The organism is Nostoc sphaeroides (genome assembly GCF_003443655.1).
GTDB lineage: Bacteria > Cyanobacteriota > Cyanobacteriia > Cyanobacteriales > Nostocaceae > Nostoc > Nostoc sphaeroides.
Map to the genome: position 1 here is coordinate 2,061,134 of NZ_CP031941.1, position 22,791 is coordinate 2,083,924.

14 protein-coding genes, 1 tRNA gene and 2 pseudogenes are annotated in these 22,791 nt (G+C 42.4%); 7 read left to right on the forward strand and 10 right to left on the reverse strand.

Translation table 11 applies throughout. The features are described 5' to 3' along the window. Position 1: 1 nt before the first annotated feature. The 9 genes and pseudogenes from D1367_RS09370 to D1367_RS09400 form a co-directional block, all read right to left on the reverse strand. Positions 2–401 (reverse strand): annotated as a pseudogene (locus D1367_RS09370) (transposase); the annotation flags it as partial. A 155-nt stretch (positions 402–556) separates the two neighbouring features. Further along, complete coding sequence (locus tag D1367_RS09375) at positions 557–1,918, reverse strand: UDP-N-acetylmuramoyl-tripeptide--D-alanyl-D-alanine ligase (protein ID WP_118166046.1); 1,362 nt, start codon at positions 1,916–1,918, stop codon at positions 557–559. A gap of 814 nt (positions 1,919–2,732) precedes the next feature. After that, entirely contained in the window at positions 2,733–3,179 is a 447-nt protein-coding gene (locus D1367_RS09380; RefSeq protein WP_118166049.1) for a tellurite resistance TerB family protein, read from the reverse strand. Between the two features lie 177 nt (positions 3,180–3,356). After that, positions 3,357–3,494: a hypothetical protein gene (locus tag D1367_RS30650; protein WP_181985120.1), complete on the reverse strand. Its 138-nt coding sequence runs from the start codon at positions 3,492–3,494 to the stop codon at positions 3,357–3,359. A gap of 470 nt (positions 3,495–3,964) precedes the next feature. Continuing rightward, positions 3,965–4,886 (reverse strand): annotated as a pseudogene (locus D1367_RS09385) (histone deacetylase family protein). A gap of 595 nt (positions 4,887–5,481) precedes the next feature. Next, positions 5,482–8,118 carry an EAL domain-containing protein gene (locus D1367_RS09390; protein WP_118166052.1) on the reverse strand — a complete coding sequence of 879 codons (2,637 nt, stop codon included), beginning with the start codon at positions 8,116–8,118 and terminating at the stop codon, positions 5,482–5,484. A gap of 131 nt (positions 8,119–8,249) precedes the next feature. Beyond that, positions 8,250–8,387: a hypothetical protein gene (locus tag D1367_RS31730; protein ID WP_220451024.1), complete on the reverse strand. Its 138-nt coding sequence runs from the start codon at positions 8,385–8,387 to the stop codon at positions 8,250–8,252. A gap of 508 nt (positions 8,388–8,895) precedes the next feature. Next, positions 8,896–10,701, reverse strand: coding sequence for a ShlB/FhaC/HecB family hemolysin secretion/activation protein (locus tag D1367_RS09395; RefSeq protein WP_118166055.1), 1,806 nt, complete (start codon positions 10,699–10,701; stop codon positions 8,896–8,898). A 379-nt stretch (positions 10,702–11,080) separates the two neighbouring features. Next, positions 11,081–12,856, reverse strand: a complete 1,776-nt coding sequence (locus D1367_RS09400) for an SWIM zinc finger family protein (protein ID WP_181985121.1) — start codon at positions 12,854–12,856, stop codon at positions 11,081–11,083. A gap of 571 nt (positions 12,857–13,427) precedes the next feature. On the opposite strand from D1367_RS09400, the gene lpdA reads away from it, so the two are divergent. From lpdA to D1367_RS09415, 3 genes are all read left to right on the forward strand, one after another. After that, positions 13,428–14,852 carry a dihydrolipoyl dehydrogenase gene (gene lpdA, locus D1367_RS09405; protein ID WP_118166059.1) on the forward strand — a complete coding sequence of 475 codons (1,425 nt, stop codon included), beginning with the start codon at positions 13,428–13,430 and terminating at the stop codon, positions 14,850–14,852. Positions 14,853–15,027: 175 nt separating this feature from the next. After that, positions 15,028–15,918 (forward strand): indole-3-glycerol phosphate synthase TrpC, encoded by an 891-nt coding sequence (gene trpC, locus D1367_RS09410; protein WP_118166062.1) that lies wholly within the window; start codon positions 15,028–15,030, stop codon positions 15,916–15,918. A gap of 389 nt (positions 15,919–16,307) precedes the next feature. Further along, the gene (locus tag D1367_RS09415; RefSeq protein WP_100903113.1) at positions 16,308–16,559 is read left to right on the forward strand and encodes a DUF5340 domain-containing protein; all 252 of its coding nucleotides are present in this window, start codon (positions 16,308–16,310) and stop codon (positions 16,557–16,559) included. 611 nt (positions 16,560–17,170) lie between these two features. On the opposite strand, the gene D1367_RS09420 is transcribed toward D1367_RS09415, so the two are convergent. Beyond that, positions 17,171–19,477 carry an IMS domain-containing protein gene (locus tag D1367_RS09420; protein ID WP_118166064.1) on the reverse strand — a complete coding sequence of 769 codons (2,307 nt, stop codon included), beginning with the start codon at positions 19,475–19,477 and terminating at the stop codon, positions 17,171–17,173. A gap of 908 nt (positions 19,478–20,385) precedes the next feature. Between D1367_RS09420 and pdhA the strand changes: the two genes are divergently transcribed. The 4 genes from pdhA to D1367_RS30655 all read left to right on the forward strand — a co-directional run bounded on the left by pdhA (position 20,386) and on the right by D1367_RS30655 (position 22,758). Then, the gene (pdhA, locus tag D1367_RS09425) at positions 20,386–21,420 is read left to right on the forward strand and encodes a pyruvate dehydrogenase (acetyl-transferring) E1 component subunit alpha (protein WP_118166067.1); all 1,035 of its coding nucleotides are present in this window, start codon (positions 20,386–20,388) and stop codon (positions 21,418–21,420) included. Positions 21,421–21,598: 178 nt separating this feature from the next. Then, a complete protein-coding gene (locus D1367_RS09430) occupies positions 21,599–22,468 on the forward strand; it encodes an aldose epimerase family protein (protein ID WP_118166070.1) in 870 nt (289 codons plus the stop codon). A 61-nt stretch (positions 22,469–22,529) separates the two neighbouring features. Further along, positions 22,530–22,601, forward strand: a tRNA-Lys gene (locus D1367_RS09435). Positions 22,602–22,617: 16 nt separating this feature from the next. Then, on the forward strand, positions 22,618–22,758 hold the full coding sequence (locus D1367_RS30655) for a hypothetical protein (protein WP_181985122.1): 141 nt from the start codon (positions 22,618–22,620) through the stop codon (positions 22,756–22,758). Positions 22,759–22,791: the final 33 nt, after the last annotated feature.

A 22,791-nucleotide genomic window follows, 5' to 3' on the forward strand; every position in this document is an offset into this window, starting at 1 on the left:
TTTGATGTTTTCTCGACAATGTTCTATCTATATAACTTGAGCGCTAATTCAGTTTTTTTTTTCAAATGCTGGGTCTTGTTTCCCGGAGGGTAGAGAATCGGAGTTTTGATATAATTCAATATCTAATGGTAAGCTTTTACGTCCATCATATAAATGAGTTGTTACTACTACAATCCCATTATCTGTTTTGCCTATTTCTCCTATGTATTGTCTGCCTACCCCATCAGTAAAATTACCTTAGAAGCCATCTGAGACAGGTTTTTTCTCTCGCTTCCCCCCAATAATCCTTTTAAATAATGCCTAAACCCTCTTTTTTGAGCTTTATGAGTAAACGCTTCATCAAACCGTTGACACCATTTTTCAAATCACGGGGGCATGGCTGCGGAGGTTGTCTCTTTCATTGGGTGTTACTTCGACGTGAAAGCTATACTAGGAAAGTATTATACTCTGTTTTTACCTTTTATTTTGTTTAAGTCCCGATAGTAATTTCCAGGGGATTAATGTCAGTTATGACAAACGGATTGAGATGCTCTTACCCTGAATGAAAACTCGCGGTTCACTTAATGTTTGTCAATTCTGCATGTAACTGATTCACAACTTTATCTAGTCCCACGGAATGGGCGGCTTTGAACAATAAACGATCGCCTGTTTGCACAAATGTCTTCAACCTAGCCACCAAATCGGCATGAGTTGCAAAGCACTCCGATGGGATACCTTCAGCACTAATAGCGATCGCTTCGGCATCTTGTCCATCTACCAAAACCAACAAGCCGTCTAAATTCAACTTTTTCACTGTTTCTCCCACTTGCTGGTGCAACTGCTGCGATCGCTCTCCCAATTCTTTCATTGCACCCAACACAGCAATCTTCCGCTTTCCGGGTGTCTCTGCCAATAATTGCAAGGCTGCAATCATAGCTTCTGGTGCAGCATTATAAGTTTCATCTAAGATTACCACATCGTTAGGTAAGGTAAATCGTTGCGATCGCCCTGCGGGCATATCCACCATCACACCTGCTTTCAGGGATGCCCAATCGATCCCCAACACCTTTGCCACCGCTAAAGCTGCCAAGAAATTTGTTGCATTGTGACGACCTGGTAAAGGTAGAGGTAGTTGGATTCCAGCAACTTCTACAGTGTCGTTATCAATTAATTGCCCTTGGATATCCCCACCAGAAAAGCCGTAAGTTAAAACTTCTCCGTGCCAAAATTTTGCTGCCGTGGTCATTAATAAAGCATTGTCTTGGTTAAGAATTGCCACACTATCAGCAGACATTTCGACTAACAACTCACATTTTGCCTCAGCGATCGCTTCTTCCGAACCCAGTAACTCAATATGTGCCGTCCCCACATTGGTAATCACTCCAATTGTTGGACGCGCTATTTGTGTGAGTTCGGCAATTTGTCCCCTACCCCGCATCGCCATTTCAATCACGGCGTAGTCATCTTCTTTTCCAAGTTCTAGGAGAGTTTTCGGGACTCCGATTTCGTTATTGTAATTTCCATAAGTTTTGTTAACTCGTCCCTTTGTTCCTAAAACTGCGGCAATTAATTCTTTAGTTGTAGTTTTCCCTACGGAACCTGTGACACCAATTACAGGAATGTTAAAGCGATCGCGCCACCATCTGCCAATTTTTTGATATGCTTTGAGGGTGTCTTTTACTTGTAATACAGGAAGTCCCGGATTTTCGTATTCAAAATCCACAATTGCAGCTATTGCACCCTTTGCGATCGCAGTTTGCACAAATTCATGTCCATCAAACTTATCGCCTCGTAAAGCTAGAAATACTTCACCCGGCTTCAGGGTACGGCTATCTGTTTGTATAGCGTAACTTACTTGTGTTAAAGCAGTTTCAGATAAGTTTACAGAACTGGCCAAAAGAACTTCAACCAGTTCGGTTAGCGTGGCAGAGTAACGCATAATTAATTTACAATTTAAAGTTCAAAATTATAAAATCGAATTATGACATGATACTGCATTAAACAACAAGATTTACAATTCTTGAAAAAGGCGCGAATCTAAGCCGAAGAGGTTGTTTGAAAAGTATTAGGCGAATAGAATGAGACTGTTGGTCAATTTCTCTTGTTAAACCCCCCACCCCTAAAGCCTTGGTTTTGCGTTGCTTTCCCGCCCTGCAATAAATTGATTGCTAATAGCTAAAGTCATCTTAGAGATGACTAAATATAGCCAAAAATCTTTAGTCTACTTCAGTAGACTTTAGCTAAAAGCCAAAGGAATTTATTCCCAGGCGGGTGAGTTCGCCAACAGATAAGCGATTTTTAGCTTAAGTTGACACGTATGGGCAGTGCCGTGCCCCTACACCTTGCGATATAATTTTGTACCTCATTTGAATGGGAACCGCTATAAGTGTTAACAATTCAAAATTCAAAATTCAAAATTCAAACATTTTAGACATTTCAGACGAACGCCTAGCGTCTCCAAGAGTTGAGAAGTGCCAAGCGATAGTTCCCCGCGTTGTGGCAACTTCGGGGGATTTAAACCCCGACTGAAATGGGTGCTACATGTAATGGTTGGGGTCTTAAACCCTTTAATTTATGATAAATTTATTTACAGGACTTCCAAAAAATAAATTAGCCAATTTATTTAGATGATATTTTTCTTTCTCTCCCCAGCAAGACTGCCTCTCTGGTTACAATAACAGCAAAAATAGTGCCAAAAAAGTTAAGCTTCTTTGGCACGCTTTGTTTATAAGCATATTTATATTTTTATCGTCTTATCCTCGGTTTTTAATTAAGATTACTTGCACAATCTGTATTGCTATCTCTCTAGAAACACCTAAAGCTTGATATAAATCATTTAAGAAGTTTTTTTCTTCTTCAACTACGATACCTTCAGCTAGAACTAGATCGCTGGCTACTGCAAAGGCTGCTTCGCGCAAATCTGGAGATAGAGAATCTTTGGCTGCATTAAATAAAGTATTAAAGCCATCCCCTTGGAGAATACCCAAGATTTTCTCAAACAGCTTGTTCATCATCTCATGGGGATAACTTTTAAAAAGTTTCATCCGAGACAGCACAAAAGTGATAGAATTTGTTTGCTCGACAGAAAGATAACCGTCTGATGCTGTTGCCACCAAAACAATGACAGCAAAAGCCTCTGCTGGATTGAGTGCTGCTTGGCTTTGGCTTTCTGTGCCCAATACAGCGTCGAATAGACCCATTGTAGTAACTCCTTGGTTAGAGTCTCAATAGCGCTACAGTTACCTGTGTGTTTGGTATATTTACAGGTAAAACTGCAACGTTATGAGACTTTCATGCTTTAGTATTCCCAAGATTTGTTCATGGCGAACACTCGCACCCAATGGTTTTTGGCAATAACTACACTGCCATTTATAAACTTAGCGTTCTCCTGCCTTTTCTATTGTTTCAATTACCGCCAAACCTATACCAGAAGCTGCGAGTAACAGTACTACTGACATTAAATAGGCGTTGGTTAGCATCCGTAAGGCTTCATCGAAAAAAATGTAGGTGGTCATTGCTTCACCTTTTTGAATTTGTGCTGCTAGTACTTTTTATTTCTCCACACACCGATAGGTGAATTTCGCCGAGAAACTGCTAGCAATTGCATCTTAACAAAACTTTAGCTGTTTCAGAACAACATTCAAACTTTTTATTTCTGAAGATTTGATGAATTTTAGAAAGCCTTGGTAAAAGAAATTACTTAGGTTGAGTTGAGAGCAAAAGTTGTGTCACCTTAAATTTACGTAAATATAGTTGTTAAATTAGTCAACTAACTCACAAATAACTATGACAATAAGTATGCAGAAATTGCCTATTTTTGCAAACTATGTTGTGAAATCCAAAGGAAACATACAAGAAGATCCCCGGTTTCTTAGAGAAATCGGGAATCTGAGCTACAAATCAATAGGATTTTTATGATCTCAGTGCATATACGAAAGTCACCCAATTACGAATTCCGAGGTTTTACCTAAAAAAAAGAAATTACCTAAATTAAACAATGTCCAATTGTCTCTACAACTGATTGAGAAAGAGAGTCAAAGTCGTAACCACCTTCTAAGCCAAACAGAATTTTACGAGTTATCCCTAGACAATAATCAGTAAATAAAGCGTAGTCTTCTGGCTGCAAATTGATACTTGCCAAAGGATCTGCGGCATTGCCATCATAACCAGCACTCACAATCAGCAAATCCGCCTGAAAGTTAGCTAAAAAGGGTACGACCTGTTTTTCAAATAGTGGCTGATATACTGCAATATCACTACCAGGGGGTACAGGTAAATTTAATACATTATTATGAAAGCCGCGTTCTGTCGATCTTCCAGTACCAGGATAGCAGGGATACTGATGTAGGGAACAGTAGGCGATGCGTGCTTGGGTTTCGACGATCGCCTGAGTACCATTACCGTGATGTACATCCCAATCGAGGATGGCGACGCGGTTAATTCCGGGTTGTTCGAGGGCAAATAAAGCTGCGAATCGCTGCATTAGAAAATAGGCAAAAGCCCATCCCCGCATCACTTTCTGCATGATGTCCTGGGGGACGTGCTAGTACAAAAGCTGGATTAGCCGACTTTAATACAGCCTCAACACCATCCAACCATGCACTGACTGCCAACAATGCCACATCATAACTACGCGGCGAAACTGGCGTATCTCCATCCAAAGGGCCGCCGCCACTAGAAGCGATTTGCCAAAGTTTTTTGATGTAGGCTGGGCTATGGGCTTTAACTAACACAGGCATCAGCGATGACTGTTCTGATGTTGGTGTGGGCGATCGCCAGTCAATTTTATCTGCAAATGTAGCTGCTTTTAGGGCAGTGGCGATCGCACTTAAACGTTCTGGTTTTTCAGGATGGTATTTTCCAGTCTTGTGATCTAAAAATTCGTCGGAATAAATGACTGGCAGCATAGAACGAACAAGTTTGGCAGCAAGACAATCAATGCTATTGTATCGTCACTGGTACAAACAGTTTTTCTTCTTTACTAGTGGTCTGTCAATAAATAATTGATGGATAGATTAAGAGTAGAGACGGCGATTTATCGCGTCTCTCTCAATACTGCGTAGGTTACTAGTGGTCTGTCCCATTGATTTTGAGGGGCTGCTAGATCCCCGACTTCTTAAAGAAGTCGGGGATCTGAACATCACTAACCTCTCAAAACTTTTGGGACAGACTACTAGTGCTCTGTCTCATTAATTCTGATTGATTAGTTTGTTACCAAAACCCTGTAAAGACGCGAAATTTCGCGTCTCTACAACCTCTCAAAACTTTTGGGACAGACTACTAGTACAAGTCGGCGTAAATACGCCTACCATTTTCAAAGACTGCAAAGGTTGATTTTTTCAGGGTTTGTAATGGTGGGTTTATTTCCGCCATGCTGTACTAGTGCTCTGTCTCATAAGTTCTGATTGATTAGTTTGTTACCAAAACCCTGTAGAGACACGTTAGCGTAGCGGGACGAAGTACAATTTCGCGTCTCTACAACCCCGCTTCCGCCTTGGGGTACTAAAGCGTTGGTCGTTTACTTTCGAGGATTTCTGTTGCTTTCTGGGCAGAAAGTGGCCGGTAGAAATAATAGCCCTGTACATCCTCACAATTAATAGATTTCAAGAACTCCAGTTCCTCTTCATTTTCTACGCCTTCGGCTATCAACTTCAATCCCAAGCTGTGTCCCAAGGTAACTATCGCCTGAATAATATGAGCTACTTTAGCATCCTGCGTCAAATATTGAATAAAAGATTTATCTATTTTCAGATTGTGGAGTGGCAAAAGCTGTAGACGCGAGAGCGAGGAATGACCAGTACCAAAGTCATCAATGGAGATGCAAACACCCATCTGCTGTAGCTCCTCTAACACCGCTCTGGTAAAATCTAAATCTTCAATGGCTGTGGTTTCCATAATTTCTAATTCTAAAAACTGCGGCTCCAGACCCGTTTCTTGCAAAACTGTAGCTATAGTCTCCATCAATTTGGGTTGGCGGAACTGCTTAAGAGAAAGATTGACAGCGATCGTTATGGGTGGCAATCCTGCATCTTGCCAGATTTTATTTTGAATACAGGCTGTCCGCAGCACCCATTCGCCGATGGGGACAATTAATCCACTTTCTTCGGCCAGGGGAATGAAAACACTGGGTGCGACCAATCCCATCTCTGGTTGCTGCCAACGCAATAGAGCCTCCATACCAGTAATTTCTTCTGTGGCAATGTTTACACGAGGCTGATAATACAGCGTAAATTCATTGCGTTCTAGGGCATAGCGCAAGCTCTTTTCTAAAGTCAGGAGTTCAGGATTTTTCGCACTTAGGGAAACACTGTAGAATTGGTAGTTATTTCGTCCTTTGTCTTTGGCGTAGTACAAAGCGGCATCTGCGTGCTGGATTAGTGTTTCGGCGTCAGGACTGTTGTTATCAAACAACGCAATACCCAGGCTAGCAGTCACATAAAGTTCATGCCCTTGGAGATAGAAAGCATCCTCCAATGCTTGTAAGATTTTATGCGCTACCAGTGTTACCTCTTCAATATCATTCACTCGCGGGAGTAGGATAGTGAACTCATCACCTCCCCAACGGGCTATAGTGTCTCCACCTCTGAGTAAGTGTTGTAATCTTTGAGCGACGCTTTGTAACAATTGATCTCCCAGAGTGTGCCCCAGAGTGTCATTAATCACCTTGAAGCGATCTAGGTCGAGGAAGATCACAGCTAAACTTTCACCATTGCGAGTGGCGTTGGGGAGAGTTTTATTAAGCAGTTCATTAAATAGTAGGCGATTGGGCAACCCTGTCAGCATGTCATGTAGAGCTTGATAGCGAATCTTTTCTTCTACTTGCTGACGTTGCCGCGCCCCAATAATACTGGCGGCCATCGTCAAAAGGGTAGATTCTTCGTGCTTTGACCAATGACGCTCAAAGGTGCAGTCTGCCAAGCCAAGGTACCCCCACAACTCATTCTCCAAGCAAAGAGGTACCAAAATAAGGGATTGAATGCCATCTCTAATCATGAATTCTTGTTCGACGGCAGGAAATTCTTGGGTCACTCCGCTAATCGACTTGCCGCTAGAGAGAACAATGTACCAACGAGCTAATCCAGAAGCTTGATAAGGCTGATTCTGCCAATATTCGTAAGTAGATTCAATAGAAGGATGTGTCCATTCAAACCGCAGGCTGACTACTATTTCTCCTGTAGCAGGATGGGGATGGTTCTGAAAGAGATAGGCCCGATCGGCTTTGGCAGCTTCACCCACTACAGCTAAAGCTCGCTCAATACCAGTTTCGTAATTCATTTCCCCCAGCAAATAATTGGCAGCTTCTGCAACTGCCTGTAGCAAGCGATCGCGCTGACGTAGTTCGGCTGTGGCTTGTTTTTGCTCTGTAATATCCCTTGTAATAAAAGTTCTAATTAAATCACTTTCAGGAAGGTAGAGAACGGATTGTTCAAAAACTTCTGTACCTACTTCCACCTCCCGGACAAAAGAATTTTTTTCTAGATTCTTAACTGCGCTCAGGAGTCCCGTTAAAATCGGGTGTTTTGTTCCAACTTCCCTAAGGTTGGGAAACTTGAGAGCTGCGGCTGGATTGAGATAAGTAACTGTTCCCTCGAAATCCATTTCAATAATTGGATTGGGGATGAGTTCAGGGAAGGATGCTAGGCGAGCGAGGGCAGACTCACTAGCTAGTTCAAAGCTGGGATCGATAGCTAAGGTTTGAAAAGGATTGGCAGGACTGCCTTGCTCTGATAAGAAACCAGATAAGTCTTCAACATCAAAAGATTCAGAAAATGCTTTTTCTGAAATGTTGGAAATAGCATAATATTTAGCTTGAGCTTGATTACTGCCAAAAGCAATGACATCTCCATTTCTGAGATTATGGGAAAAGCATTTAGCGCCATTGACAAATAAGCCATTAGTACTCCCTTTCCCCTTATAGTTACCATCAATAATCTGAAAGCCGTATTGGTCAGTCTCTGGAACAGTTACTCGCAATAAAATTGCATGTTGCATTGATACTGACCGTGAAGACAAGATAATAGTGTTTGCGGGATGCCGCCCCAGAGAATAAGTAGTCTCTCGCAAGGGGACAGTTCGCCGGCCTTGGAGGTCTTGGATGACCAGCAGATGGCGTATTTTTTCCCGCTCGTTTCCTAGCATGGCTGTTCCTCAAATTTTCATATTTTTATGTCTTAGTCTGAAAAACCCTACTCCCACAAGTTCCAAAACCTTTGGGTTAAGGCTTTATCCTCGCTAACCTCCTTAAAAAGCAGGGAATTAAGTCTCCCTTTTTAATGGGACTGACAATTCAGCGGTATCTGGAAAACCTCTTTTCTAGGGAACTCCAAAAAATAAATTATTCCACATTCAAGTCGTTGACTGTTGACTGTTGGCTGTTGACTGAAAACTCGTGAACCGTCAACGGTCAACAGTGAACAATAGCAATGGAATATTTTTTTACTTGGAAGTCCCCTATTTCTCTCTTCCTTTAAAGAGAGAGACTTTGAATTTTCCCCCAACGCTACAAGGGTCGGGGGTTAGGGGGTTAGGTCAATGGTTAGCTTTTCCAAATAACGTGAAAAGTTAGTTTCATGGGAGCGGGCGCGATGAAGCAGTGTGGTTTTGGGGGTTTCCCCATGAAGAACTGCTCAACCCAAAGGCTCTTTTTGGTTTCTCCAAAGGAGCAGATGGCTAATTATTCAATCAGTTTTGCGGTAGAAGTTCTAGCTGTTTTCTCTACTCATACATAAGTTATAAACTTTCCCCCTTTGTCCATATCATCTAACCTTGTCTTTCTTAGGATACCCAGAATAAAATCAAACACTGAATAGAACACATGGTATATTCGCGGATTTTCATTCTGAGTGGTGGGGAACTCTGAATTGAATAAGGGTCTGATTTTTATTTTTTAAAGGGAAGGAGAATGAACCCTAAATTTCAAAAAGGATTATATAATAAACTAAAATATAGTCCGTTTTCTTGTAATGTTCTATCATTCGAGTCAACAGATACTAAAGGAATGCCCCAGTCAAGACGAACGGTGAAGCGATCGCCTTGTGACCAACGCAACCCCAGACCAACAGCAGCTAAAGTATTAGGGTCAGGGTTCTCTCTACCAGAACTATTCCAGCCAATACCAAAATCCACAAACGGGACAACCTGTAACCTACTATCTATCTGGGGTAAGCGCAGAATCGGTACTTGAACTTCCGCAGAAACAAAAGTGCCATTATCCGTTAGCAGGTAATCTTGACGGTAACCCCGAATGCTATCCTGTCCACCTAAGCCAATTTGCTCTATAGGTAAGAGTGTTCTGGATGCTAGTTGCGTATTTAAACGAAATAAAAGTAAAGTTTCAGGAGCTAAAAGGCGTACCCACTGCGCTTGCCCTTGCCAAGCAAAAAAACGGCTATCGGGAAGATTTTGATTAACCGTGGCATTCAGCACATCTATACCCAAACTGAATTGAGAGCGTAGGGCGATGACTTCACGACTGTTACGATTCGTCCATTCTTGAAAAAATCGCAAGGCAGATACCCTGGTGCGTCCCTGTTCATCAGCACCAGGCGAAAGTAGAGAGGGAGGAAACCCTCCTTGGCTCTCTTTTTGTAGTATCCACGAGATATCACTTTCGCGTCGAGAAGCTGTTAACCCAAGAGCGAATTCTTGTGTAGGAGTTTGGACTATAGGCTGACGAAATGTCAATTCGTAATAGCGAGATGCCGATTCGATATCTAAAAATTTGAAAGCAGGTTCAATGACATTACTCGACGTAGTTCCATAATTCAAGGTAAGTGTCCCGTTGCGGGGATTGAGAGGCAATGTGTAACTAGCGTCAAAGGAGTTGCTGCCATCAGTATTGGTGTATCCTAAACTCAGATTATCTCCAAATCCGAGTAAGTTGGCTTCATTCAATCGTAATCCCCGGCGGAAACTGCCAACACTAGGCGATCGCCCATTATCAAGAACTATTGGGCTACTAAAGGTTTTTGCCTCGCTGATATTGACTTCCAACAGACTTGTACCACTCCGTGATCCTGCTGAGAGTTCAGCAGAGACGTTTTGAATCAAAGGATTAAGTTGCAAGACTTGCAGTGCCTCTAGTAGACGCTGCCGATTCAGAGGCGCTGATGTAGCTATTGCTAGTCTGCTGCGGACATAATTCGGATTCAACCGCCGAGTTCCAGTTACCTGGATATCTTCTAATTTACCTTCGACGACCTGAATTTTTACAACACCGGATTGGATTGTTTGGGGCGGAATATAAGCACCAGAAGTAATGTAACCATTTTGGACATATAAATCAGTAATTTTAGAACGTGCTTGATACACTTGGGTCAGTGAGATCGGTCGTTTAGTAAATTCAGCAGTCGCGAGGGCTAACTCTTCGGGACTGAAGACTGTGCTACCAACAACTTCAAAGCGTTCAACAACAATAGTTTGAGGAAAGTTGCCAGGGAGTGGTTCCTCTGGTGTAGGATTTGGGGCAGAGGGTGGAAATAGTTCTGCTGGCGGGGGGAGTGGTTGTGGTGTTTCAGGTGAGGGAACTGGCGAAGGTGAGGGTGGTTGGACATCCTGTGGCGGTGGGAGTTGTTGTTGTGACAGGATGAAATTACTAGTTGGTAATTGTGTGGTATCAACAGCCTGAGCTTTCAGGGGACTAGAAGTTATGCTACCAAGTAATAGAAGCATACTCAGTGGTAAGCAGGACACTATAAGATTTTGAGGATATTTATCAATCATCGCACCGGATTATTTTTTGTTAGAAATTATGGGATTATTCAGGGAGTGTTTCAGAAGTGAATCTTACTTCATCTTTTGTCACTAAAGTTGATATTTTGGGCAAATCTCAATTTAAAAGCTAAATCAACTGGTTATTGCAGACTTAAAACATTGATGGTGTTTGATCTGCATAAGCAAACTGTTGACTGTTGAGTGTTGAGTGTTGAGTGTTGAGTGTTGACTGTTGACTGAAAACTCGTGAACCGTCAACGGCCAACAGTGAACAATAGCAATGGAATATTTTTTTACTTGGAAGTCCCTTACTATCTCAACTAACAAGACTTGGGGCAAAATCCCCTTGTTAAAAGTAGGCAAACTTGCGTTTTATTATGGTTTGGGGTTACTGCATATCCCTTTGCTGAAACATTCCCATCAATTTACGTTTACGGGCGTGGGTTTGCATCAAGTTTTGACGATAGCTTAACCAGTCTCCTTTCTTTCCAGATTCCAAGTAGGCGTTACGTGCCTTTTTCAACCATTCAACTGCGTAGTAGTAGTATTCGGCTTTACCTGCATCCATAATCTTTTCGGCACGGCGACGAGCATTCGCAATCACCCAATTAGGATTGTGAGGGATAGCAGCATCCATGACTCGGTGAATCAATTCTGAATTATAAGAACTGAGTTCACTAGCGATCGCAATTGCATCATCAATTAGCCCCTCATGCAAGAATATATCCACCTTGGCTGATTCTGTTCCCCCACCACTATCAGTACGAATAATTCTCAGCAGGTCTGTTTTGACACTTTCCCAATTTTCTCCAGCCAATTCTGCCATCTTTTGGTAGTCAAAAAAGGAGGGCTTAACTTGAAAAGCCGCCTTGATTGCTAATAAAGCAGCTTCACTATCACCCAACTCAATAGCCAAATCACTTGTCCAAATCCCCAATTCATACTGACAATTACCTGGTAAATTTAATCCACTCTGGGCTATATTTAGTGCTTGCTGTAATGCCCCTTGAATGCTTAGTGTTTTCGCTAGGGCAAAAGCCTCTTCCATTGAGTTCATCTGGGTTTGAGCAGCATCAATTGCTTCTTCTACCCTGCCTAAACGCCCTAGCATTGTCAGATAATGCTGGGTTTGCCCTTCTGCTTCTGCTAAATATAAGTATTCTTGGTAACGTTCCTGACGTTCGAGGATTTTTAGCCGAATTAGTGCCAAATCATCCGCGTAATCTGGCACGTCTTCTTCCCAAGCTCCCCTTTCGGTAATATTACCTTGGAGAACTTGCACCAGTGGGGGATAATCCCAACCTTGGCGTAAAGCCTCCATAATCATGCCAAAATCAACATTCCACTCATCTTGCCAAGCTTCTAAATTTATTTGAATATCAACTTTTTCTTCTGGGGTGAGTTCAGCACTGAGAATTGCTTCACACCAAGCATGATTTAATTCCCCGACAAGTTGATCATTTTCAGCACCGTATTCTGCAACATCATCCCAATTTTCCACACAGGTAGAGGTAATCGCTTCTAAAATAGCGATCGCATTCTCACCCTCTCCCCGTTCGCTAAAATCTACCGCAGTTTCCACTACACTTAGCAATTCTTCACCAATTGGATCTTCTTCACACCCCTCCTCAAAGTAGCGGACGGTATCTTTGAGAATCTGCCGTACTTGCCGCCGAAAGGGAGCCGGATCAATAGTAATGTGGAGCAAGGGTTTTGTGGTTGTTTGCTTGTCAGTAGGATTCGTCATCCAACTTACATGCCGGTCAATCGCCTCAATTAGTTGTGGATGTTCTGTTACCAAGTCTTGCAGCAATCTTTGAGTTTGGATATAATCCAGGCGATTAAGTAGTTGTTCTAGGGTAGGGCGCTGCTCAATGTTTTCTGGATTACGCGCACAAACAAGCATCGTCGCTACAATGTGTTTGCACCACCCGTCAAAGTTGTAAGCACAGGTGCAGTTTGCTGAGGTTAACCCACTGCTATCGAAACTCAGGTTGACATGATAAGGTTTAGTTTCAGTGCCTATAACATCTGCCTGAAGGATATGACCGCGTTGGATAATAGCATTGACAGCACCAGCCTCATAGTATGCCTCGCCGCGTTGGAAAGATTTAGCGTTAGCATGACGGCGGATAGTAAATTCAGTAATTTGGGGAATAGACATCGAGCGATCGCCTGCGTAAATCTTCTGGATGAATCCTAAATCCAGCTTAGTGTTAGGCTAACGCGCTGTAAAGAAATTCAAAGTTATCGGCATTGGGCAAAACAGGGCTGAGTTAGGAGTTAGGAGTTAGGAGTTAGGAGTTAGGAGTTAGGGGTTAGGAGTTAGGGGTTAGGAGTTAGGGGTTAGGAGTTAGGGGTTAGGGGTTAGGGGTTAGGAGTTTGGAGTTTGGAGTTTGGAGTTGGGAGTTAGGGGTTAGGGGTTAGGGGTTAGGAGTTTGGAGTTTGGAGTTTGGAGTTTGGAGTTTGGAGTATCGATAACGCTTGTAGAGTTTTGTAGTATCAAAAAAATAAGTATATAGATTTGACTATAATTACTGAAAACATCCATATTTTCGTTAAAAGCAAGTGAATCATAATTTGAAGCAACACCCGAACCTGAAATTAGTAAACAGTTCTGATGGTGTATTGTGAGGGATTTAGAGTGAAGCGATAAAACTGATAACTGTTAAAGGGGTTGCACTGATTGTCGGTCAAGTTGAGAATAAATAGGCGAAGCACACAGGGAAACTAACGTGAGTCAAGGATTTGATTACGATTTAGTAATTATCGGCGCTGGTGTAGGCGGACATGGCGCAGCCTTACACGCCGTAAATTGCGGTCTAAAAACAGCGATTATTGAAGCTGCTGATATGGGAGGAACCTGTGTTAATCGGGGCTGTATTCCTTCTAAGGCGCTACTAGCAGCATCTGGACGTGTGCGGGAGTTACGCAATGCCCACCACCTGAAGTCACTGGGAATTCAAATTGGTAGCGTGGAATTTGATCGTGAAGCGATCGCTAATCATGCTAACAATCTCGTCTCAAAAATTCAAGGCGACTTAACCAATAGCCTCAAACGTCTAAAAGTCGATATTATCAACGGCTGGGGAAAAATCGCTGGGGCGCAAAAAGTCTCTGTTACCGGAGACGGCGGTGAAAAAACCATCACAGCCAAAGACATCATCCTTTCCCCTGGTTCAATTCCTTTTGTGCCTCCAGGGATTGAAGTAGACGGCAAAACTGTCTTTACCAGCGATCAAGGCGTTAAGTTGGAGTCGCTACCAGACTGGGTGGCAATTATTGGCAGTGGTTACATCGGCTTAGAATTTTCTGATATTTACTCAGCTTTGGGTTGCGAAATCACCTTGATTGAAGCCCTAGATCAGTTAATGCCAGGATTTGACCGAGATATTGCCAAACTTGCCGAACGGGTGCTAATTACTCCCCGCGATATTGAAACCAAAGTGGGAATATACGCTAAAAAAGTCATTCCAGGTTCACCAGTGGTGATTGAGTTAGCAGATTTCAAAACCAAAGAAGATGTAGATGTCATCGAAGTAGATGCTTGCTTGGTGGCTACAGGACGCATCCCAGCGACCAAAAATCTTGGTTTAGAATCTGTGGGAGTGGAACTGGATCGGCGGAATTTTATCCCAGTTGACGATCGCATGGCAGTACTATCATCTGGTGAAGTCGTGCCGCATTTGTGGGCAATTGGCGACGCTAATGGGAAGATGATGTTGGCACATGCGGCTTCTGCTCAAGGCATTATCGCCGTAGAAAATATAGTTGGGAGGGAAAGAATAGTAGACTATCGCAGCATCCCGGCGGCGGCGTTTACCCACCCAGAAGTTAGCTATGTGGGCTTAACAGAAACCGCAGCTAAGGAGTTAGGACAAACCGAAGGGTTTGAAATCGCCACCAGTCGGAGTTACTTCAAAGGAAATTCCAAAGCCTTGGCAGAAAATGAAGCCGATGGGATTGCCAAGGTGATATATCGCAAAGACACCGGAGAAGTCTTGGGCGTCCACATTTTTGGACTGCACGCCTCAGACTTAATTCATGAAGCCTCAGCTGCGATCGCAAACCGTCAATCTGTCCAAAGTCTCGCACATCTAGTTCACGCCCACCCGACACTTTCGGAAGTGCTAGACGAAGCTTATAAACGAGCCATCTAAAAGTTAGAAGTGAAAAGTTAGGAGTGAGGAATTAATAATCTCTAACTCCTGTACAGACGCGATTCATCGCGTCTCTACTCAATACTCCTGTACAGACGCGATTAATCGCGTCTCTCCTAACTCCTAACTCCCAACTCCTAACTCCTAACTCCCAACTCCTAACTCCTAACTAATTATGCAAATCCGTCGCCGTTCACCTAACCCAGCTATTGATGTATCGATATTACGTTATCAGGCTGTCGTGCCTGATGCGGCGCCAAACAACATCTTGGAAGAAATTGTCTGGCAGAAAGAAGTAGAATATGACCAAATGCGGGAAAAAGTTCCTTTGCAAGAATTACGGAAGCGGGTACTGACTGCGCCGCCAACCCGTGATTTTGTCGCCGCCTTGCGCCAAGGTAAGACTAAGCCAGCATTGATTGCCGAAGTTAAAAAAGCTTCACCTAGCAAAGGTATTTTACGAGAAGATTTTGACCCAGTAGCGATCGCCCTTTCTTATCAGCAAGGTGGCGCTAGTTGTCTTTCTGTGCTAACAGATGTGAAGTTCTTTCAAGGTAGTTTTGACAACTTAGCCAAGGTTCGGGCTGCCGTAGATTTGCCCCTACTGTGCAAAGAGTTTGTCGTTTATGCTTATCAGATATACTTAGCGCGGGTTCAGGGTGCAGATGCGATTTTGTTGATTGCGGCTATTTTGAGCGATCAAGATTTGAAATACTTCCTTAAAATTGCTAACAACCTAAAAATGGCAACCTTGGTTGAAGTCCATAGTTTGGCGGAACTTGACCGTGTGTTAGCCTTAGATGGCGTCTCCTTAGTCGGAATCAATAATCGCAATTTGGAAGATTTCTCTGTTGACTTGCAAACTACTTGCCAACTTTTAGCCGCAAGGGGTAGCCAATTGCAGGAGAAAAACATCCTTGTTGTCAGCGAGTCAGGACTACACAACCCAGATGATTTGAGTTTGGTGCTGACAGCAGGTGCATCCGCCGTATTAATTGGAGAATCTTTGGTAAAACAACCAGATCCCGGCGCTGCGATCGCTCATATATTGCCGAGGAATTTCTGAAATAATACACCTCCCCTACGCCTCTTAGCATACGGCAACTAACTGCATATAATAGTTGCTAAATTGGGTACACTATGCGTGAACACGCAGCACATTGCCATCAAATAAGCTGTTACGCAAATAATATTGTACATTTACCTGATGACTGTTGACGGTTGACTGATGACCGATAACCGTCAACCGTCAACCGTCAACCGTCAACCATTAACGATTATAAAGAATGTTTATATAATTTAGACGGATATCAGCTTATCATCATATCTTTGCCAAATCTTCATTGCTAATCAAATCAAAGCCATAAGCGAGTAGTTATTTATTATGTAACAATTTATTTACAAAAGACAAATGACTAATACAAAATCTCAAATATGAAATCAAAGTTTAACTTCATGGAGCAAATTCCTCTACCATCTCCTATTCACTACGAACTTATACTTCAACTTTTAGAAAGACAAACCATGTTAGCTGTAAATGATAATCCAGATTTACGGCATCAGGTAAATCAACTCATTATTACTCTGCGTAAAGCTGCCGTGCAGCAAAAACGCCTAGAAGAAATTTGCGAGTTTTCCTCTATGACAGTTGATCACCGTTGGTCAATTAACCATCATCACGATAACAAAGTTGTTGCCCCCGATTGAAGCTGATAACTTAATATCTCAACCTCAGATTTGGCATTTTTGTTAAGTTAGCTTACCACCCTTACAAAGTGTATCTGTGTGAACGAACCAGTATTCAAAACTTCCGCCGCACTTGCTTGACTCAAATGCACAGTTTGGGGTGTCACTGAAAATAATTCTGCTTACAAAATCTCTGCTTTGCAAAAGTATCTATAAATGCTAGATGAGGATTTTAAATAGGTAGTCAGTCTGAACGCTTAAATTATATTTGATAAAAATTTTACTTTATTTAACCTGAGTTCGATATAAGAAATTTGATATAGGCGCTTTCTCACAGCAATTATTGAGAATTAAACGTATTTGTTGAGAATAGAATGTTTATTATCATTATAGGAGCCTTGTTGAGAACAAAGATCGAGTGTATTTTTCAGCGAAAAGCTTTATCTCTAAGCCTTTTGGGCATTTTCTTACGTCGAACTCAGGTCTTCAAGACAATCTTCATGAAGAGTTATCTTCTCAGGAGTAAAATGTTATATTGTTTAATTGCCAAATTACTGAATTAATTGTTAAAGCCTTCCAAGATAACGATTCAGCACGGGAGTTTGTCGTAGAAATCGCCTAAAAATTCAAACTTATCTAATTATCTGATTGACAGCATATATACTCTGGATGCGCCATTTACCTTGTTCTCGAATCAAATCATATTGAACTCGCAAATCCTCGTTATAAGATTTTTGAAACTGACCATTTTCATATAACTGCTTTGCTTCCTTAACCGTAGCTTTCACTACGGCACGCTCTGCAAATAAATCACTTTTCTCTACAGATTCTATCTTCAGACTATGGTCATACTTGTAATATTGGTTTTCTAATTTATACTGTTCACCAGTCTGCCGCGATTGAGACAAAGCTGAACCAGTTAAAATCTGCTCTAAATTATTAATTTCATGATTCGGCCCGAAAGCTGCGGCTTTGGTCGAGAACCAAGTCCGAATAACTTCCTCTGCCGTTGCATTTGTTAAAAGGCCATCTGTTGCTTGTGGTTTATCATTTGGATCAGGAATAGATACTGGTGGTTGATTCATCTCTACAAACAACTCTATACCACGCAGAGAGGGTGGAGGAAAAAACAGATTTTTTAACCATCCAAAAGTTGTTGTGGCTACCACCCAGAGAACTAATAGACTCACCAAAGAAATAAACACTCTCCATACCAGCCGTGTTTTCCCTTCGATGGTGTTAGCAAAAGTTCGCCGCCGCCGGGGACGACGAGAATGAGGACGATTATCTGGTACACGCTCTCGGCTAGCAGATGGAGTGGGTTTTCTTTGCCTACGCTTTTGGTTATGAGCGGGTGCAGCACTTTTAGCTGAACCGTTTAAATGCTGATTAGTGCCTCTGCTCATCCGTTCAGCAGCAGGAATGTCTGATTTTACACTTCCAGATGAATTCGATATATGTGGTGAGAAGTTTGGATATTCGGACGTTTCTTTTATTGATGTTTTTGGCAAATCTGGGTCAGGTGTTCTGCTGTGATTAAATTGCGTTGAAGTCCTAGTTGAATTGTTGTGGAAAGGAGGATTATTTGTCTTGGGCTGAGGAAAATATTGGGGGTTAATTACAGCCCATTCATTAGTTGTTTCTGCATCAGTTGGCAATGCTTCTAAATAAGCTTGTACCTGTTGGTTAGCAAAGTAATCTTTTAGAAAAGCTTGCTGGTTTGCTAAATCTCTAAAATGGGGAAATACTTCGTGTTGCAACCACTGTTCTGCATATAGACACAGCCCCGGTAACAAATCTGGAGAGTCTTGAGATTTTTCCCGAATAAAAGCTAAAGCTTCGTACTCCTGACTAAGTTCTAAAACACGAGTTGCTTCTTCAGTTTGTCCCAAGAGTAATGCACATAGCGACTGTTCTAAATGTACATCTTGGCGCTTGCCCAAACGGATCAGCATTTGCCTTGCTTGCCGAATTAAAGCAGGTTGCCGTTGAGCAAATCCGCGTGCTATCAAGGCATAAACAGCCAAGTAAGTGGCAACAGCAGAAGGACGTTTGCTTTGAGCTTCAAATAACTTGTGCTGTTCTGCGACTGTTAGGTGGTTGCGTAACTGCTGGATAAATCGCAGAAAGTCATCTATATTTAAACCAGATTCATCATTGTTCGTGCCATCAATGCCACCACGATCTTCTAAGAGGTTTTGCAATAATTCCAAGCCTTGGCGTCGTTCGGCAGTCTTTTCTTGAGGTAGTGCCAACAACTCCAAAATTCGATATGGTCGCAATTTGTAAAGATCCGCCTGAATTTCTGCCTGGACACTGGCGAATAACCCTTCACGTACTAGCAGTTCTTGACCAGTTTCTAGGGATATGGCGGCATTTTCGTAGTGACCTTGCTGCCATTGTTCACGACCTAATTCGAGACACGCCAGGGCAACAGTAAGAACAACATCTGGATGTTCAGCGCTTTGGTATATTTCTTCGTCTGCTAAATTATTACTTTTTATTACACTTTTAGCACCATTTTTATTGATCAGGTATGGACGACCTAGTTTCAATACAAGCTCGTATTCGCCCAACTCTTGCAAAATTAATAAAGCGCCAACTAATTCGTCTTGGCTAATTTCGATGCCGAGACTTTGGGTGTCGCTACCCCTTTTGGTGCTTTCTGGACGATTTTCCTTTGCTACTGCGGCAGCAGCAAGGTTATCAGGGTCATAGGCGTGGGCAAGATAGAGATGATCGTAGGTACTGCGTTGTTTTGGATCTGATAAAACCACGTAAGCTTCTTCTATGAGTTGTTTACGAGAAGAAATTGCTGCCTGAGAATACTCACGTCGAGGCAATTGTACAATGCGATCGCTGTATGCCTGCCGCAATTGTTCATCACTTGCCGCCAACGGTAGTCCTAAAATTCGGTAGTAATCTAGCGGAATTCGCACAGCCTACTTCCCCTGCACCGTGATCAACATAATTCACCTAGAGCGTTCCAGGCCTGTAAAACCGTGCCATAACAATGCCGTATAGAATTTACTCTACAAGTGTATATTGCAACAACTTGTTTTGTACCTTCCCGAAATTTTGAGTCACATTCTAGTACTAATTTTTTGCTTTCGACTAGAAAGCCTCAATTGTTTATCTTAATTCTTAGTATTTTTGTTTAACACAACTATTATCAGCCTTCGATAGCACAAACCACAACTACCGCTTTTAATCACGGCATAATTGTTGTGGTTGCAAGAATCTATTGATGATTGATTTTTTTGGGACTTTCCCCACTACGAGGTAACAAAAATACCACTATTGGGAGTTGACCCTGATAACTAGAGAAGCAAATAATATCATAATTTACCTTTAATTACAATTACCTATTTGGGTATATATAGCCCTTCTTTGTTTACTGCAATACAGACCTAACAAGAACAGCCCCTTCCCGTGTCGGGAAGGGGGGAAATTCAAAGTCTCTCTCCTTGTAGGAGAGAGAAATAGAAGTGAGGTTTTCCAGACCCCGTGAAAAGTCAGATAGATTTTTGCCTCCTTTTTTTTAAATTGTTAATGGATATGCAGAAAGCAGTCTATCTTGATTGCTAGTCTATGAGGGGGAATAGTGAAGAAAAACCTAAAGCGGCAGATGTTGCCGTTGGAGTCAAATCCTCATGGGACATGGGCTGAAAAGTTAAAAATCAAAAAATTAAAAATTCAGCTATTCCCTAAGACCCTTTTTTGGTGCATAAATAAAGTTTGATTGTTGAGTCTTACAAACGCTAGCCTGTTAAAAGCTGAGGTGTTATCAGACCAACTTATTTAAGACCGTAACTTTTAACTTGTACAACAGGGATACTCAAAAATAATGGTTCAAGAGCGTACTTTACCCACATTTAATCCTGCTACTACGCATATTACTAAGGAAGAAGGGTTACGGTTGTATGAGGACATGGTACTAGGGCGCTTGTTTGAAGACAAGTGCGCTGAAATGTACTACAGAGGCAAAATGTTTGGTTTTGTCCATTTGTACAACGGTCAAGAAGCCGTTTGCAGTGGTGTTGTGCAGTCAATGCGACCGGGTGAAGATTACGTTTGTAGTACTTACCGCGACCACGTTCATGCTCTGAGTGCGGGAGTACCAGCAAGAGAGGTAATGGCAGAATTATTTGGCAAAGCCACAGGTTGCAGCAAAGGGCGCGGTGGTTCCATGCACATGTTTTCTGCTGAACATCGTTTGCTAGGTGGCTATGCTTTTGTGGCTGAGGGAATTCCTGTAGCAGCTGGGGCGGCTTTCACGAGCAAATACCGCCGCGAAGTGCTGGGAGATAAAAATGCTGACCAAGTGACAGCTTGCTTTTTTGGCGACGGTGCAGCTAACAACGGTCAGTTTTTCGAGACGCTGAATATGGCAGCCTTATGGAAACTGCCAATTCTGTTTGTGGTTGAAAATAATAAGTGGGCTATTGGGATGTCTCACGAACGAGCCACTTCTCAGCCAGAGATTTATAAAAAAGCCAGTGCATTTAACATGGTGGGCGTGGAAGTAGATGGCATGGATGTATTAGCAGTCCGAGCCGTGGCCCAAGAAGCCGTAGCCCGTGCCCGCGCAGGTGAAGGGCCAACATTAATTGAGGCGCTTACCTACCGCTTCCGGGGTCACTCTTTGGCTGACCCAGATGAAATGCGAAGCAAAGCGGAAAAAGAATTTTGGTTCGCCCGTGACCCAATTAAGAAGTTGGCAGCTTATTTGCTGGAGCAAAATCTGGCGGATGAGGGAGAAATCAAAGCAATTGATCGTAAAATTCAGGATGTAATCGACGAAGCAGTTAAGTTCGCCGAAAGCAGCCCCGAACCAGACCCCAGCGAGTTATATCGTTTCGTGTTTGCAGAAGACGAGTAACAAAGTTAGGAGTTAGGAGTTAGGAGTTAGGAGTTAGGAGTTAGGAGTTAGGAATTGTTAACTTCTAACTTACAACTCCTAACTATCCTATACCCAAGACTAAAAAGAGTTAGGAATTTTTAACTCTTAACTCACAACTCCTAACTCCTAACTATCCTTATACCCAGGACTAAAATTTGTGTTTAGTATTGCAGTTCAACAGCAACAGTACAAGACGTACATTCTTTCTGACGAAGCCGCAGGTTCTCAGTTGGAAGTCGTACCAGAACGTGGTGGGATCATCACCCGTTGGCGCATTCAAGGGCAAGAAATTTTCTACCTGGACACTGAACGCTTTACTCATCCTGAGTTGAGTGTTAGAGGTGGGAATCCAATTTTGTTTCCTATTTGTGGCAATTTACCAGATAATACTTACACTCACAACGGGCAACAATATACACTCAAACAACACGGGTTTGCCCGTGAATTGCCCTGGAAAGCAACAGAACAAGAAACTGGAGATAAAGCTAGTCTCACTGTCGTTCTTGATAGCAATGAGCAAACTAAGGCAGTTTATCCTTTTGATTTTCAGCTGGCTTTCACCTACGAACTTCAAGGTAATACTCTAGAAGTCCGCCAGCAGTATAAAAACTTGTCATCTACACCAATGCCCTTTTCGGCTGGTTTCCATCCCTACTTTCTGTGTGGTGATAAAACTCAGCTAAAGCTTGAAATTCCCTCTAAGCAGTATCAAGACAATCAAACTAAGGAAATTCACTCTTTTGACGGCAATTTTGACTTTAGCCGTGATGAAATTGATTTTGCCTTTGGACAGTTAACGAGTCAATCGGCCACTGCCATAGATGGCAGCCGGAAGTTAAAACTCACCTTGGATTATGATGATTTCTCTACCTACCTGGTATTTTGGACAGTCAAAGGCAAAGAATTCTACTGTTTAGAACCGTGGAGTGCCACCCGTAACTCTCTCAATACTGGTGATAACCTGACTGTGTTAGCACCAGGAAGCAGCTACACAGCATCTGTGCGGTTAACGGCAAATTTTTTCTAAACCCCTTTACAAATCTATAGATGTATATGCTATGATGGCAAAGTTGCGAAATGCAGCGAAAGGGTCGCTAACTCAACGGTAGAGTACTCGGCTTTTAACCGATTAGTTCCGGGTTCGAATCCCGGGCGACCCATATAAAAGTTTAAGGAATGCTCGCTGAAGCTTTTGAGATGAAGGCAGAGGTGAGTTTTATTATTAGGAAATTTGTGAATACGATCGCTCTGTTAAAGAAAAATTTTTGGATGAGCGATCGCTTTTCGCTAGAAATAAAAATGATTGCCGATTCATAGAAATTAACTAAGTTTTATGTATAATTCAGTAAT